Annotated in this window: 15 protein-coding genes; 5 read left to right on the top strand and 10 right to left on the bottom strand. The window is 54.4% G+C overall.

Going from position 1 to position 14,828, the window contains the following annotated elements; translation table 11 throughout:
- Positions 1-110 precede the first annotated feature (110 nt).
- Positions 111-2,060: a heavy metal translocating P-type ATPase gene (locus tag AC0QHF_RS08190; RefSeq protein WP_324703714.1), complete on the bottom strand. Its 1,950-nt coding sequence runs from the start codon at positions 2,058-2,060 to the stop codon at positions 111-113.
- A gap of 83 nt (positions 2,061-2,143) precedes the next feature.
- Here AC0QHF_RS08190 and AC0QHF_RS08195 point away from each other — a divergent pair, with 83 nt between their 5' ends.
- Complete coding sequence (locus tag AC0QHF_RS08195) at positions 2,144-3,271, top strand: precorrin-8X methylmutase (RefSeq protein WP_324703715.1); 1,128 nt, start codon at positions 2,144-2,146, stop codon at positions 3,269-3,271.
- 271 nt (positions 3,272-3,542) lie between these two features.
- Here the strand turns inward: AC0QHF_RS08195 and AC0QHF_RS08200 are convergent, their stop codons facing one another.
- The 4 genes from AC0QHF_RS08200 to AC0QHF_RS08215 all read right to left on the bottom strand — a co-directional run bounded on the left by AC0QHF_RS08200 (position 3,543) and on the right by AC0QHF_RS08215 (position 4,988).
- Positions 3,543-3,962 carry a hypothetical protein gene (locus AC0QHF_RS08200; protein ID WP_324703716.1) on the bottom strand — a complete coding sequence of 140 codons (420 nt, stop codon included), beginning with the start codon at positions 3,960-3,962 and terminating at the stop codon, positions 3,543-3,545.
- 82 nt (positions 3,963-4,044) lie between these two features.
- Positions 4,045-4,281 (bottom strand): DUF4327 family protein, encoded by a 237-nt coding sequence (locus AC0QHF_RS08205; RefSeq protein WP_324703717.1) that lies wholly within the window; start codon positions 4,279-4,281, stop codon positions 4,045-4,047.
- A 96-nt stretch (positions 4,282-4,377) separates the two neighbouring features.
- Positions 4,378-4,698: a hypothetical protein gene (locus AC0QHF_RS08210; RefSeq protein ID WP_324703718.1), complete on the bottom strand. Its 321-nt coding sequence runs from the start codon at positions 4,696-4,698 to the stop codon at positions 4,378-4,380.
- 146 nt (positions 4,699-4,844) lie between these two features.
- Complete coding sequence (locus AC0QHF_RS08215; RefSeq protein WP_324703719.1) at positions 4,845-4,988, bottom strand: hypothetical protein; 144 nt, start codon at positions 4,986-4,988, stop codon at positions 4,845-4,847.
- Positions 4,989-5,160: 172 nt separating this feature from the next.
- Here AC0QHF_RS08215 and AC0QHF_RS08220 point away from each other — a divergent pair, with 172 nt between their 5' ends.
- The gene (locus AC0QHF_RS08220) at positions 5,161-7,563 is read left to right on the top strand and encodes a tetratricopeptide repeat protein (protein ID WP_324703720.1); all 2,403 of its coding nucleotides are present in this window, start codon (positions 5,161-5,163) and stop codon (positions 7,561-7,563) included.
- 13 nt (positions 7,564-7,576) lie between these two features.
- Here AC0QHF_RS08220 and AC0QHF_RS08225 read toward each other — a convergent pair whose 3' ends face one another.
- Entirely contained in the window at positions 7,577-7,771 is a 195-nt protein-coding gene (locus AC0QHF_RS08225; protein WP_324703744.1) for a DUF433 domain-containing protein, read from the bottom strand.
- Positions 7,772-7,903: 132 nt separating this feature from the next.
- Between AC0QHF_RS08225 and AC0QHF_RS08230 the strand changes: the two genes are divergently transcribed.
- From AC0QHF_RS08230 to AC0QHF_RS08240, 3 genes are all read left to right on the top strand, one after another.
- Entirely contained in the window at positions 7,904-8,620 is a 717-nt protein-coding gene (locus tag AC0QHF_RS08230) for a pyridoxine 5'-phosphate synthase (RefSeq protein WP_324703721.1), read from the top strand.
- Between the two features lie 25 nt (positions 8,621-8,645).
- A complete protein-coding gene (locus tag AC0QHF_RS08235) occupies positions 8,646-8,975 on the top strand; it encodes an MgPME-cyclase complex family protein (RefSeq protein WP_324703722.1) in 330 nt (109 codons plus the stop codon).
- 118 nt (positions 8,976-9,093) lie between these two features.
- Positions 9,094-9,768 carry a hypothetical protein gene (locus AC0QHF_RS08240; protein WP_324703723.1) on the top strand — a complete coding sequence of 225 codons (675 nt, stop codon included), beginning with the start codon at positions 9,094-9,096 and terminating at the stop codon, positions 9,766-9,768.
- 200 nt (positions 9,769-9,968) lie between these two features.
- On the opposite strand, the gene AC0QHF_RS08245 is transcribed toward AC0QHF_RS08240, so the two are convergent.
- The 4 genes from AC0QHF_RS08245 to AC0QHF_RS08260 all read right to left on the bottom strand — a co-directional run bounded on the left by AC0QHF_RS08245 (position 9,969) and on the right by AC0QHF_RS08260 (position 14,646).
- Positions 9,969-10,223, bottom strand: coding sequence for a DUF4276 family protein (locus AC0QHF_RS08245; RefSeq protein WP_375341409.1), 255 nt, complete (start codon positions 10,221-10,223; stop codon positions 9,969-9,971).
- Positions 10,105-10,530, bottom strand: coding sequence for an AAA family ATPase (locus AC0QHF_RS08250; protein ID WP_324703724.1), 426 nt, complete (start codon positions 10,528-10,530; stop codon positions 10,105-10,107). The genes AC0QHF_RS08245 and AC0QHF_RS08250 overlap by 119 nt, the downstream gene beginning before the upstream one ends.
- Positions 10,531-10,641: 111 nt before the next feature.
- Positions 10,642-11,208: a GUN4 domain-containing protein gene (locus AC0QHF_RS08255; protein WP_324703725.1), complete on the bottom strand. Its 567-nt coding sequence runs from the start codon at positions 11,206-11,208 to the stop codon at positions 10,642-10,644.
- A gap of 51 nt (positions 11,209-11,259) precedes the next feature.
- Positions 11,260-14,646, bottom strand: coding sequence for an efflux RND transporter permease subunit (locus AC0QHF_RS08260; RefSeq protein WP_324703726.1), 3,387 nt, complete (start codon positions 14,644-14,646; stop codon positions 11,260-11,262).
- Positions 14,647-14,828 lie beyond the last annotated feature (182 nt).

Genomic DNA, 14,828 nt, shown 5'->3' on the forward strand with positions numbered 1-14,828 from the left:
GACTCAAGTCGCCGTTCGTTTTTCCTCCCTGCTCTAAAGAGACAGAGCTTCCAAACGTATCGGAGATTTTACGTGAACCAAGAATCCCTGTCCCTTTAGGGCGGGGAGTGTCAACCTCGCAACATCCGCAGGCCGTTGAGCGTCACCAACAGGGTCGAGCCCTCGTGACCCAAAACCCCCAGCGGCATTGTCAACCCGGCGATAAAGTTGACGCACAATAACACGGCGATGGACGCCAGGGCGAAAGCGATATTTTGCTTGATAATCCGCTGGGAGCGGCGCCCGATCGCGACGGCTTGCACCAATTTTTCCAGGCGATCGGCCATCAGCACCACGTCCGCCGTTTCCAGGGCCACGTCCGTCCCCGCACCCCCCATCGCGATGCCCACGTCCGCCCGGGCCAGGGCCGGGGCGTCGTTGATGCCGTCCCCCACCATCGCCACGGTCCCGCAGGTTCGTTGGAGATCGGCGATCGCATCCACTTTATCTTCCGGAAGCAATTCGGCGAAGACGCGATCGATACCCAGAGAATCCGCGACGCTGTTCGCCGTGGCGGTGTGGTCCCCCGTCAGCATGACGATACTTTCGATTCCCATCTGTCTGAGGGAGTCCAGCAACGCCGGGGCCTGGGTGCGGATCTGGTCGGCCACCGTGACGATGCCGAGCAATTCGTCGTCAGAAACCACCCAGATCGCCGACTGACCCTCGGCCTGGAACTCCCGCTCGCGATCGCGCAAAATTGCCGGAATCTCCACCCCCTCCGGACAGGCGAAAGCCACCTTCCCCACCCGGACGGTTTTTCCTTCCAAATTGCCCACGATTCCCAACCCCGCTTTCGCCTGGATGTCGGTGCCGGGAATCAAGTCCAAACCCCCCATTTTCGCCCGGTTGACGATCGCCTCGCCGATGGGATGTTCCGAATACACCTCCAGAGATGCGGCCAATTGCAATACCCGATCTTCCGGGACTCCGGGCGCCGGAATCACCGCCCCCACCTGCACCTGTCCGGTGGTGAGGGTTCCGGTTTTGTCGAATGCGATCGCCCGCACCCTCGCCATCCGTTCCAATTGCGTCCCGTCCTTGAATAAAATGCCGTTTCGCGCCCCGTTCGCGATCGCCGATAATAAAGCGGGCATGATCGCCGCCATCAACGCGCAGGGGGAGGCCACCACCAGAAACACCAGGGCCCGATAAATGGTCGTTTCCCAATTCCACCCCAGCAAAACCGGCGGCAGCGTCCCCAGCAAAATCCCGGTGACGACGATCGCCCTGGCATACCCCCGCTCGAACCGCTCCAAAAACTGCTGGGAGGGCGGTTCGGTGGTTTGGGCCTGTTCCACCAGGGAGATCACCCGGCGGATGAGGCTGCTTTCCGGGGATTTGTGGATCTCGAGGGTGAGGGCGCCCGCGCCGTTGACGGTGCCGCCGAACACCTCGTCCCCGGCGGTTTTCTCCACCGGCATGGATTCCCCGGTGATGGGGGCCTCGTTGAGGGTACTCGAACCGGAGGCGATGAGGCCGTCGGTGGGGACGAATTCCCCCGGTTTCACCAAAATGCGATCGCCCACTTGCAAATCCGAGGTAGACATCATTTGTTCCCGGTTGTCGCGGAGAACCCGGGCCGTGTCCGGGGCGATCTGCATCAGGGCCCGGATGTTGCTGGCGGTGCGTTGGGTGGCGATGGTTTCCAGGGCGCCGCTGAACGCGAAGATCAAAATCAGGATCGACCCGTCCACCAATAAATGATAGTCTTGCTGCCACAGTCCCAGTCCGGCGGCTCCCAGGGCGGCGACGATCATCAGCAAATCGACATCCAGTTCCCGCTCCTCCCAGAGGGTGGTCAGCCCTTCCCGGGCGCTCTCGTACCCGCCGATGACGTAACCCGCCAGGAGTATCCACACCCCCAACCCGACCCAGTTTCCTTGCAGTGCGGCCCAACCCAGGAGGGTGAGGAGGGCGCAGGCGATCGCGGCGGCGGCGTCGGGGTAGGTTCGCAGCCAGGAGGCGATCGGGAATGTCGGGGAGGTGCGGTGATATTGATTGGAAAGTTCGTGAGCCATGATCGGGGTTGTCGGTCTTTAACCCCATCACCCTAAACCCTGACACTAATGTTAATGTCAAGCTATCGAGTCAGGATTCGCCCATGTCCTCCTCCCGCTCCCCCGAAGGGCCGGCATTGACCATCACGGAACTGACGAAAGCCGTCCCGGGGAATGTCACCCCCCGGATGGTCCGGCACTACCACAAAATCGGCCTGCTGCCGAATCCGGCGCGATCGCCGAGCAATTACCGCCTGTACACCCGGGCCGATGTCGGGCGGCTGCGGCGGATCGTCGCCCTGAAACAACAGGGATTTCGACTCTCCCACATCAAAGAAATTCTCGACGCGGAATCTCCCACCTCATCGGCCGAAAACCTGACCGCACAGTTGCGGGACCACTATCAGAGCGTGTTGAAACAACTCGCCCAACTGCGGCAGACCGCCTCGGCTTTGGAGGGGTTGCTGGGGCGCGATCGCTCCTGTCAGGAACGGCAGGCGGAGGCTTTGGCCCAACTGCGGTTGCTCGAAGCGGAAACCCGGGCCGAGCGATCGCGCATCGAGGACCTCTGGTGCCACTTCGATGCCGGTGTCGCCGGACATCCCGAAAACTTCCGGGAGGGGTTGCAGCAGTTGCTCCCCGACCTCTCGGGGCGATCGGCGATCGAAATCGACCTGATCTCGCAACTGATTTTAGCCTGCGGCGACGTCAGTTTGGCCTATTTTGTCCGGTTGAGTCCCGACGCCATCCAAGCGGCCCGTTCCGCCTTGAAAGCCGGTTGTACTGTCGTGGCGGACGTTCGGCCGGTGGCGGCGGCGTTGGATACGGTGCGGCTGACCCATTTGGGTTGTAAATGGACCAGTGCGATCGCCGATCCCCACGTCGAAACGGCGATGGACGCGGAGCGGGAATTCTGGCGGACTCCCGAATGGTACGATCGCATCCAGAGCGCGATCGAGGGCAATATTTTCGTGTGCGGATACGCCCCCTCAATTTTGATGAAACTCTGCGAATCCATCGAAGCCGGACATTGCAAACCCGCACTGGCGATCGGTATGCCCCTCGGCTTCAGCCACGCCCCCGCCGCCAAGCGGCGCCTGATGTCCCTGTCAATTCCCTACATCACCACCGAGGGAACGTTGGGAGGGGGACTGCTGGCCGCCGTGGCGTTGAATTCCCTGGCGGCGTCTTTGATCGAAAAACCCGACTGTCACTGTTATTTGGGGGAATAGGGAATAGGGAATAGGGAATAGGGAATAGGGAATAGGTAATGTAGCAATTTTCAATTCCATGAGGCACGCTTACCCATTCAAAGTCCCCCTTGTTAAGGGGGATTTAGGGGGATCTTACGTATCTCATATCAAATCCGGTTGAATGCTCGGAACCAAACGGGTTGGATATCGAGACCGCTTGGGAATCAATTCCCAAGCTAACAGCTCAAATCATCTGAAGATGATTGGGGAGTTAGTGCGGCTGAATAACCGAATTTGATATATTGATGAATTAACCTCCAAATAAAAACCATTCCCAAAAACTGAAGCTGCGATTTTTTTGACAATTTTTAGAGGGTTGTTTTGTGAATTTTTGATGATCGAGTTTGGGATGATAACCCTGGCTGTGAAGAACCCGTTGCATCGCCGTTATCAACCGTTCTTCTGGCGGGGTGTTTAAAGACCAACGGAGTTCCAACTGTTCGGTATCGCGATCGAGTAAAGTCGCCAGTAAAATTGGCGGTGTTGTCGGATAGGAATCGCCGAACAGCAATAATAACTCTAAGCCATTCAGGTCGAGACATCCGGCCAGAAGATCTTGTCCTTCCAATTGTTTGGGAAACAGTTGGGGAGGGCGATCGATTCCCAAGGATCGCTGCACCCGTCGCAGGTCAGTTTCTACGAGATTGGAAAGAGAGGATAAATGTTGCATGAGGGTTCAATCCGATTCATTACAAGAGATGCTTGATTCGTGATATGGATAGTTTTATTGGAAAGTTGAGTCGGAGATGTTCTCAGTCATTTTGCCAACGTTCCTGGGGAATTAAATCTGCAATACGATCGCGGAGTAGATAGTCATTCAATTCCAATTCCCGCCGGAAATCGGTGCGATCGCGATCGGGAATATAAGCCAGTAAGGTATCAATCGATTGATGGCGGCTGACGATTCCCTGTTGCACCAAATAACGGACATCTTCCCGGATCGTGTCGATGCTGTAAGTGGTCGAAGGTCGAGCGATGCTAGTAACCATTTTTTCCTCCTGGGATTATCTGGAGATGGGAGTCAATTCTGGGGCGAACTGTTCGCCCCAATTTCGGATTAAGATAATTGACGCAAATATCGCCGATCAAATGATGCTGGGCGTGTCAGGAAACAGTTCTTCCCACTCTTTTCGGAGTTCCCGAACCAGGCGAGTGTCGCCCCGTTGTTGGGCTTTTAGGAGGCGTTGACAGAGGCGATCGCGCAAATGTTTTTTTTGGGTGGCGATCGCTTCCGCCTGAACCTCGCGATGTCGTCGCTGGTCGGGGGTTTCTACCCGTTCAACTCGATGGGAGGACGAGATGGAGAAATAGGGGCGTTGCCGGTGAGAATAGGGGGGAATAAATGTCCGACCATAATTCACGCCGGACTTTTGGAGTTTGCTGGGGTGAGAGGAATTCGATTTCATCTTTACTGACTCCTTATCAATTTGTCGGACAGGTACGATTTGGCACGATGGGGATGGGGGCGAGGCTGAATCCCCGCCCCATCCGATACCGAGTGACAGAAGAATTGAACCCGTGCTAGAATACAGCTATCTTCTGAATCAGCACGCTACTTGTTCTTCTTGTTTTGAGCCATTTTCAGCGCTTCGATGGCTTTGCCTTCGGTGCTTCCATAGCCTTCATTGCCTTTGGAGTCGCTGGCGCGGTAGCTACCAGACCAGGTTTTGCTCGTTCTGAGAGTTTCAGAAGCCATGAGATGTTCTCCTTATACAGTTCACTTTGACTTGAGAGGCGTTACTTCCTCTATGTTTTTACTATCGCCCGTATCCGAAGAAAAAAACATGGGGAATTTGTGGGCAATTTTTTGTGGGGTGCGTGTGGGGAATTTGTGGGTTACAGTTTAGCCAGTCGGGGTGCAAGAAGCTATGGATGCTGAAACCGCTCTCAAATTTATAGAAGATTTGCTGATCCGTCAATTTGCGTATCAGTTAACTGAGACCGAACAAAAAATATTTAAAGGATCATGGGAAAATTTGAGCTATGACAAAATAATGGATGAGTTTAAAATACATAATGATGATGCAGAATTTAGAAAGGTTGGGAGTGCACTTTGGAAGCGAATTGGGAATTTATTTGATCTTCCAGACGGACAAGTTACGAAAAGAAAATTTAGGGGAATTGTTGAACAGCAATGGAGACTGAAACAAGAACAAGAACTCGACATATCGGATCATCCGACAATTAGTCCACCGCAAAATATTGAGCGGTTGACGGATCGGGATTTTGTGGGACGGGAAGAGGCGATCGCGGACTTGGATCGTTTGGTGGAAAGGGGTGCAACCTGTATCTTGATTCAAAGTCCGGGGGGTGTGGGAAAAACGGTTTTGGCGGAGCGATACTTGACGCAACGCTTCAGTCAGCCTCCGCTGCGGTTTGATATTGCAAAAGATGCCAAAAATATTAACTCGGCGGAAGGTTGGATCGAACAAAATTTGCGGAAGTTGGGGGAGGAACCGGGACGGGAATTTTTGGTGTCGTGCGATCGCCTGCGGGAGAAGCTACAGTCTGAGGCGATCGGGATATTAGTCGATAACCTGGAACCCGCGTTAGATAAAGATGGGAAATTTATCGCCGATCATCGCAGTTATGTGGAATTGTTGCGGGTATTGTGCGATCGCTCTCTCAAATCCCTAACGTTGATTACCAGTCGGGAACGAGTTTGCGAAAGTTTGGATATCGTACTCTATCCGTTAAAAGTTCTGAGTGTGGAGGCTTGGCGGGAATATTTTAGTCAACAAGAGTTAAATGCAGATTCTCCGGTTTTAGCGGAAATCCATCAAGCTTATGGTGGGAATGCTTTGGCGATGAACATTTTGCGTGAACGGATTGCTTTAGATTACGAGAGAGATATTGAAGATTACTGGGAGATTCATTATACCGAGGAAGGGGTATCGGTGGAAACGGCAGTTCACAATTTGCTCGTCGAACAATTTGGACGCCTAGAAAGTGTTGATCTGATGGCTTATCAATTACTCTGCCGGATGGGGTGTTTTCGGTATCAGGATGTGCCAACTGTTCCCAGAGATGGGTTATTGTGTCTATTATGGGATGTGCCGAAAAGAGACGCTTCAGGTGCGATCGAGAGGTTGTGGAAGCGCGGTTTAATTGAGCGTGTCAATCGTGAGTATAAGTTACATCCTTTGATTCGACAAGAAGCGTTTGAACGATCAAAAATTAGTGAAGATCGGGAAAAGGCAAACCGAACAGTGGCAAGGTTTTGGACACAAATTGTTGATACTATTGATACAGGAAAGGATGCAATTACGGCTCTTGAGGCGTACTATCATTACTTGCAAATCGAAGATTTTAATGGTGCGGCAGATGTAATTGCTACAGAACGCGATCATATTTATGAAATGGGTGAACCGTTAGGCTGCTCGTTTTATAGATTGGGTTTATTGATACAAATAGAGCAAGCAATAAACGCGATCAAAGATAAGGTTAAAGTGAGCTTCTCCTTGGGCAGACTCTATAATGTTTTGGGAGACACATATTGGATGATGGGAAGACTTCAAGATTCTCTGTTCGCTCACAAAAAATTAGCAGAAATTGCTAAAAAACTTGAAGAGAGTTACAAAAATGACGAAAAAGACCCCAAAATTTATAGGCTTTATATCGTTTCTTTTTTGAGTCAAGCATTGTGCAAATTGGAATTACTTGAATTTGAAGAAGCTATCGAGCTATTGGAATTTCATATATCATTGATAGATCGGTCAAAAAGTCTTCCAATTTCTGATGTTTATTCTATGTTGTCATTTTGTTATTCATCGATCAATGAAAGCGCAAAATCTCAAATTTTTTTAAAACGATCAATGAATGATTTTGATCGGGAGTTTGACCGAATAAGCTCCATACAAGCCGGAATATGGTACACCAGTTATTATTATATTTTTACGGGTAAGACTTGTTATAATTTAAAAGATATTGACGGAGCCAAAACTCAGTATAACACAGCAATATCATTTGCTGATGAAACCAACTATTTACAGGTGAAAGCAAAAGGGTTTATGGGACTGGGCGAGATTTATATGAGATCCGATGTGTCAACGGCATTAAACTATCACGATGAAGCGACAAAAATTTTAGAGAAAATTGGTGCAAAATGCGACTTAGCTGAAGCGTATTATCAACTGGGTTTAACCTATCAAGTAATGGGAGAAATCGCAAATAGCCAAGATTATTTTAACAGAGCGATCGCACTTTGGGAAAAAATTGATGCGCCCCTACAAATCGAACGAGTCCGGCGATCGATGAATCATTTATCCTAAACAGACAATTCGTTTATCTGTCAATATAACTCAAACAAGCGAGAATATCTTCTCGGGTCAAATACGGAAAATCATCGAGGACTTCTTCGTAAGTCATGCCCGATGCGAGATATGACAACACATCATAAACCGTGATTCGCATTCCGCGAATGCAAGGTTGACCGCTGCGCTTTCCGGGTTCGATGGTGATCCGATCGCGATCGTTCATCATTTCATTGACCACAGCTTAAAAAGAACAACAATCGGCAACAGGAAAATTAATCCGTGTCATGCGCGATCGCTGCTGCTATAATCATAAATTGTCAATTTTTCCCTACCCACTCTACAGGAGACAGCGAAATTGCCGACTCTCGGAGTCAATATCGACCACATTGCCACGATCCGACAGGCGCGGCGGACGGTGGAGCCCGATCCGGTGGCCGCAGCCGCGATCGCCGAATTGGCGGGAGCCGACGGCATCACGGTGCACCTGCGGGAGGACCGGCGCCACATCCAAGATCGGGACGTGCGGCTGCTGCGGGAAACCGTGAGAACCCACCTCAACCTAGAAATGGCCGCGACGGATGAAATGGTCGCGATCGCCCTCGATATCAAACCCGACTATATCACCCTCGTCCCCGAACGGCGGGAGGAAGTCACCACCGAAGGGGGTCTGGACATCGCCGGACAACTGGCCCGGATGACGGACGTGGTGGGCACCTTGCAGGGGGCGGGAATTCCCGTCAGCCTGTTTATTGACGCCAACCCGTCCCAAATCGAAGCCTCGGCGGCGGTGAAGGCGAAATTCATCGAACTGCATACGGGATGTTACGCCGAAGCCTCCGGAGAGGCGGAACGGGAAAAGGAACTGACCGTTTTGGCCGACGGATGCCGGTTGGCGATCGAAGCCGGACTGCGGGTGAATGCGGGTCACGGCCTCACCTACTGGAACGTCACCCCCGTCGCCCGCCTAAAAGGTATGGAAGAACTCAACATAGGCCATACAATAATAAGTCGCGCTGTTCTCGTCGGCCTCGATCGGGCCGTGCGGGAAATGAAACAGGCGATCCTCGCCTGAGTCAACCCATTTATTCCAGGTTCAAATGCAAACTTATCATTACGTCTTGGCCAGCAAACACTTCCTCCTCGAAGAGGAACCCTTTGAAGAAGTCCTGCGGGAACGCACCCGCAACTACCAGGAACAGGAAAAGGCGATCGACTTTTGGCTGGTGGTCGAACCCGCCTTTTTAGAGGCGCCGCAAATGGCGGAAATTAAGGCGAAATGCCCGAAACCCGCCGCCGCCGTCGTCTCCACCAACCCCCAATTCATCACCTGGCTGAAACTGCGGTTGGAACACGTCATCACCGGAGAATTCCAAGCTCCCTCGGAGAGCATCCCGGACCCGATCGCATCCCTGACAACGGTTTCGTAGGGAATGGGGAATGGGGAATGGGGAATGGGGAATTTTGACTTTCCCTACACCCTACACCCTACACCCCACACCCTTCTTCCGATACAATGGCGGGCAAAAGCGATCGCGAACATAAACTATGGCTACAGGTCAAATTGGTGTGAGACAGTGGTTTGCCGGGATGGGTTCGCTGGGGGTCGCCCTGCTGGGTTTGGGATTCGGCGCCCAACCGAGTCCGGCCCAGACGGCCTGCGAACCCCCGGAAGCGGGCGAATATTTGCTCCTGATCGTCAGCGAAACGGCGGAAAAACAGGCGATCGCCCGCGATGCCCTCCCCGACGATATCGAAAGCGATGTCTGTCGCTACATCGATGACGTGGTGACGCGGGTCGGCGGGTTTGAGGATATGCTGATCGCGGAAGACTGGGCCGCTTATTTCGAGGATACGGCGGGACTGTCGGCCTACGTCATCGAGCCCGACGTGGCGGCAACTCCCAGACCCCCTGCCGGCCGGGTGGTGCGGCGATCGCCCCCTAGTTCCCGATACGACCCGGAACCCCTCGGCTCGGGTTATGCGGTGCTGGTGGACTATTTCAACCGCCCGGAAATTGCCGCCCAAGTCGAACGGGCGATCGGCCAACAAATCGCCCTGGTTTCCTACGGCCAGCGCCCCTATTTGTTGGTCGAATACAGTGCCGAAGCCGAGGACATTCTCGACACCTTTGAAACCCTCAACGAGCGGGGATTTTGGCCTCTGGTGGTGGATAGCAGCCGCGTCACGATTCTCAGATCCGGTTTGGTTTTGGGGGATTGAACGGTTATCGCGATCGGCAATAGAGCTTCGTCGCTTCGCCATCTCAAATCCGGTTATCCCCTCCTCAACCTCCCCAATCATTTGAAGATGATTTGATCGGGTAGGGGTGACTGGCTTGCGCCCTCTGGAATTGATTCCCAAGCGGTGCGGATATCCAACCCATTTTTTTCCGGGCATTCAACCGGATTTGATTGAATTTTTTACAAAAGTTTACAATTATTTCCAGTCAATTCTAATAGGGAACGATAAAAAACTTGAAAACTCTGAGATCGATTGACTTCAGGGGTCATATGTTGGGCAATATCGCCAGATGCTTTATATTTCTCCAGCCCTCCTTTATGATATCCCGCCCTTTTCAGAACCCGTTCTAAGGCTTCCCAAGTACGGTTTGCCTGTTTTTCCCCGCCGCCAGTGCAGCCATTCTTCGGCAATGAAAGGGCGATTATTTTCTTCATTGATGGCGAGATGATAGGTGATTAAAGGTGATTGAGAGGTTTCTTTATATTTGAATTCAATGACAATGCAGCCTTCACTATCTCGGGTGCGGAGTTCCCGAAATCTACCCCGCCTATCCCAGGCTTTTCTGAGGCTTTCGGTGAAGCATTCGGACCGAAATGCAAACACATCGAAAATCGTCGATTTTCCGCTGCCGTTGGGTCCCAAAAATACGGTCAGTGGGGTGATTTTTTTTAATTCTATATCGTGTAATGCTCGGTAATTGGTAACTTTAAGATATTCTATTTTTGGAATGGTAATCATCATTTCCTTGCCTAAGTCTTTAAAGCCCCCCTAGCCCCCAATTTTGGGGGGAACAAGAAAGTGGCTCCCCTCGCCCAGTATTGGGAGAGGGGTTGGGGGTGAGGGCGAGTGTTGTTAAACCCCGCACCGCATCAGCCGCGCTAAGAAATAGACCGCCATTTTCGCGCCGTAGGCCGATCGCCACCAGTTCGACGGATGGCATCCCGGAGGGGCGGAAAGGCTGAAATTGAGTTGTTCGTAAGGGAGCCATTTCTTCTCTTCGCGCCACCCCAAGCGATCGCCCACCCGCGCCAACAAATCCAGGTCAATATTGGAGATGTCGTCCGTCCCCCCCGCTTCGGTGTAAATCCGCCGTTGGACGCTGAATCCAAACTGGTTATTGCTGTATTTCAACCACAATTGATCGAGCAAATGGAGGGCGCTGCATGGGAACAACATCACCTCGTCCGGTTTGAGATTGTCGTGCTTGGGTTGGTTGGCGATTTCCAACATCACCCGGGTTGTTTCCAAGTCGGCTTCCCGCCAATTTTTCGCCTCCAATAACTCCCGCAACTTCCCGTAACGGAAAGTGTCGCTCATCAGCAACACCACCTGATCGAGGGTTTTTTCGAGTCGGGCGACCCGTTCTTCGAGGGAAGCCGGGGGTTCGGTGGGGTTGAGTTCCTGGGCGTGTTCGGACATGATCTAAAGTGACTCGCGATCGACAAATTGAGAAATTGAGAAAGTAGAAATTTACGTTTCTCCTTGGGGTTCGGGGGGGTTGCGATCGATCCGCAACACTTCATCCGGGGCAGATTCGAGATCTTCGGCGATGGGTGGGTTCTCGCCGATCGCCTCATCCTCGTGGTAGCCGTTCGACTGCGCCTTTTTGCGACGACGGGGCAGGCGTTTTTTCAATCCCCCGCCGTTGGAGCCGTTGGGACCCGAACCGTCGGATTTGTCGGCCTTCTCGCCTTTCAGGAACCGTGCCTCCAGGTTCTTGATGGCGATGTAGAGGTTGGGGGTGATCAGCAAACTCAGCAGCGTCCCCACCAGCATCCCGCCGAAGATCGCCGTTCCCAAAGACCAGCGGCTCGACGCTCCGGGGCCGGAGGCGACCACCAGGGGCCAGAACCCGATCAGGGAGGAGATCGCCGTCATCTGAATGGGGCGGAAGCGCTGTTCCGCCGCCTGGGTCGCCGCCTGTTTGATGTCGAGGCCTTTGTCCCGCAGTTGGTTGGCGAATTCCACGATCAGGATCGAGTTTTTGGAAGCCAGACCGATCAGCATCACCAGCGCCACCTGACAGTAAACGTCGTTGGTGACGACGGGCCAGAGAGTCCCAGCCATGATCACGTTCGCCCGCAGCCAGATGGCGGCGAGGGCTCCCAGAACCGCCAGGGGGACTGCCAGCATGATGATCGTGGGGTCGATGTAGCTTTCGTATTGGGCCGAGAGCACCAGGAACACCATCACGAAGCCCAGGCCGAAGATGATGGGCGCCGCGCCGCCGGACGCCTTTTCCTCCAGGGCGCTGCCCTGCCAAGCGAAGCCATAACCGGGGTCGAGGACTTCCCGGGCCGCCTCTTCCATTGCAGCGATCGCCTGTCCGGAACTGTATCCGGGGGCGGGGTTGCCCTGAATCCGCATCGAGCGGTAAATATTGAAGTGGGTGATAATTTCCGGCCCGACGAAATCTTCAAATCGAACCAAATTTCCCAGGGGAACCAAATCGCCGTTCCGCGATCGCACATAGAGGCGATCGATGTCCGACGGGTCGGCGCGAAACTCCGCCTCCGCCTGGGCCGTGACCCGGTACTGGCGCTGTCCCAACACGAAGTCGTTGACGTAGGACGACCCCAGATAGATCTGGAGGGTGCTGAACACGTCCCCGATGTTGACATTCAAGGCCTTGGCGCGATCGCGCAGCACCTCGATCTTCTTCTGGGCCTTAGCCGCCGAAAACTGGGTGAACGCCCCCCCCACCGCCGGATATTGGTCGGAATTCAGGGCCGCCACCAGCCGGTTGCCGTTCTCCACCAGTTGCGAAATCGGCAGGTTGCCACTGCGGTCTTGGATCTGCATTTCCACCCCGCCGGTATTGCTCATCCCCTGCACCGGGGGGGCGTTGAGGGCGAAGGCCTGCAACCTCGGGATTTCCCGCAGGGCGCCGTTGACCCGCCGCAGCACCCCGTAAACCGATCCATCTTGCCCGGGCCGTTCGTCCCACGGTTTCAGGCCGACGAACATCACCCCCTGGGACGGGTTCTGCCCCTCGAAGCCGAACCCGGCGGCGCTGAACGTCGATTGCACCTCCGGCTGCTCCAAAACCGCCTCGATCACGTCTTCCGCCGCCTCGGCCGTGTAGTTGAGGGACACCCCGTCCGGCGTCTGAAAGACGATCAAAAAGTATCCCTGGTCTTCTTCCGGGACGAAGCCGCTCGGCACCCAGCCGTACATCAGCACCGTCAGCACCAACCCGCCGACGAACAGTCCCATCACCAGGGTATTGATGCGGACGAGAAATCGGATCGCCTTGCCATATTGATTTTGCAGCCAATTGAAGCCCCGGTTGAAGTTCCGGAACAGCAATCCCAGGGGTCCCTGGGTTTCCCTTTGGGGGCGCAACAGCACCCCGGCCATCGTGGGGGAGAAGGTGAGGGCGTTGAACGTCGAACACAGCACCGCGAAGGCGATGGTGAGGGCGAACTGTTTGAAGATAATTCCCGTCGTGCCCGGGAAGAAGGACACCGGGATGAACACCGCCATCAGCACCAGGGAGGTGGCGATGGTGGCCCCGGTGAGTTCCTGCATGGCGTCGAGGGCCGCCTGCCGGGGTTTCATCCCCTGGTTGATTTTGGTGGAAACCGCCTCCACGATCACGATCGCATCGTCCACCACCAGACCCGTCGCCAGGGTGCAGGCGAACAGCGTCAGGGTGTTGAGTTGGAATCCCATCACCATCAACCCGGCCATCGCCCCGATCAGGGCCACCGGAATCGCGATCGCCGGGATCAGGGTGGTTCGCCAATCTTGTAGGAAAATAAAGATCACCAAAATCACCAGCGCGATCGCCTGAAACAGCGTGATCACCACTTCCTGCAGGGAGGCGTTGATAAATAAAGTCGTGTCGAAGGCCGTCTCATATTTCAATCCCGGCGGAAAGGATGCGCTCAACTCCGCCACCTTGGATTTCACCGCCGCCGCCGTTTCCAAGGCGTTGCTCCCCGGACGCTGGTAAATCGCGATCCCCACCGCCGGCCGGTCCCTGAACCGGGCATCGACGTTGTAATCCTGGGCCCCGAGTTCCGCCCGGCCCACATCTTTGAGCGTGACGAGGCTGCCGCCCTCCCCGACGCTGAGTACCAAATTTTCAAATTCTTTTTCATCCCGCAGCCGACTCACGGCCTGCAGCGGAATTTCAAACCGCTGTCCGGGGGGTGTGGGGGATTGGCCGATTTTTCCCGCCCCCACCTGGATGTTTTGTTCCCGCAGGGCGGCGACCACATCCTGGGCCACCAACCCCCTCGCCGCCATTTTTTGGGGGTTGAGCCAAATTCGCATCGCATAGGTTCGTTCCCCCAACAGTGTCACCTCCCCCACCCCCGGCGCCCGGGTCAGTTCGTCGGTGACGCTCAGATCGAGATAGTTGCTGATAAAAATTTCATCATACAAATCCCGCCCCTGGTCGTCCGTTTCGGAGTAAAACGCCAGCACCAACAAGATATTGGGGGAAGAGGCCCGGACCGTGACGCCCGTCTGTTGGACGATATCCGGCAAGCCCGGTTCGGCCTGGGAAACCCGGTTGTTGACGTTGACTTGGGCGATATCCCGGTCCACGTCCACGGGAAAGGCGACGGAAATGTTGGAGACGCCGTTATTTCCCGTGTTGGAGGAGATGTATTTCATGTTTTCGACGCCGTTGATCTCCCGCTCCAAGAGCGTCGTCACGGTCGTCTCGGTGGTCTCCGCGTCCGCTCCGATGTTGACGGCGGTGACGTTGATTTGGGTGTTGGCGAGCTGCGGCAGTTGGGAGATGGGCAGCAGCGGGATGCAGATGACGCCCACCAAAATGATCAAAATGGTGCAGACCGTCGTCAGGACGGGGCGCTTGATGAAGGTGCTGACAAATAAGAGCATAAGCGGTTGGGGACGGGTAGTGGGGTCGGCCGTTCGGGAGGCATTCTCGGAGGGAATCCGCTCGATATCCACGGGGTGCGGCCGGCCAGAGAGCATTCCCCCGCTGCCAATTTCTGATGGTGAATCCGGTCAGGTTCATGATACCGGATTCTCGAAATTTAGCCAGTCTTGATTGCGCTCCG

The sequence above is a fragment of the Lyngbya sp. CCY1209 genome (genome assembly GCF_055795065.1).